Genomic DNA, 321 nt, shown 5'->3' on the forward strand with positions numbered 1-321 from the left:
TATCTATCCCATTCATCGGAACTAAACCGTTGCTTTGGATTCCTCATTTTTTCTGAATTGATTCTTCCCCTGGCTTGAATCATACGGTTTAAAAAAGTTTCATCGTCCATTTCCAGTGAATATAAGTGACCAAAAGCACCATTGTCCATATGTCCTCCAGCCATATTTAACGCGAACGCTGTTTTACCAACCGATGGCCTAGCTGCAACAATAATTAGTTCACCTTTACCGTGTCCATTTGTTAAAAGATCGTATTCATTAAATCCAGATGGTAACCCAGTTTTAACGACTCCATTTTCAGCCTTTTCGAAAATATCTAAG

1 protein-coding gene is annotated in these 321 nt (G+C 38.3%); it reads right to left on the minus strand.

Features of this window, described 5'->3' with window-relative positions:
- Positions 1-321: DnaB-like helicase C-terminal domain-containing protein (locus AOA60_RS15345; protein ID WP_218240663.1), on the minus strand; the 321-nt coding region annotated here is incomplete at both ends.

The organism is Pseudomonas sp. 2822-17 (assembly GCF_002742485.1).
GTDB lineage: Bacteria > Pseudomonadota > Gammaproteobacteria > Pseudomonadales > Pseudomonadaceae > Aquipseudomonas > Aquipseudomonas cyclaminis.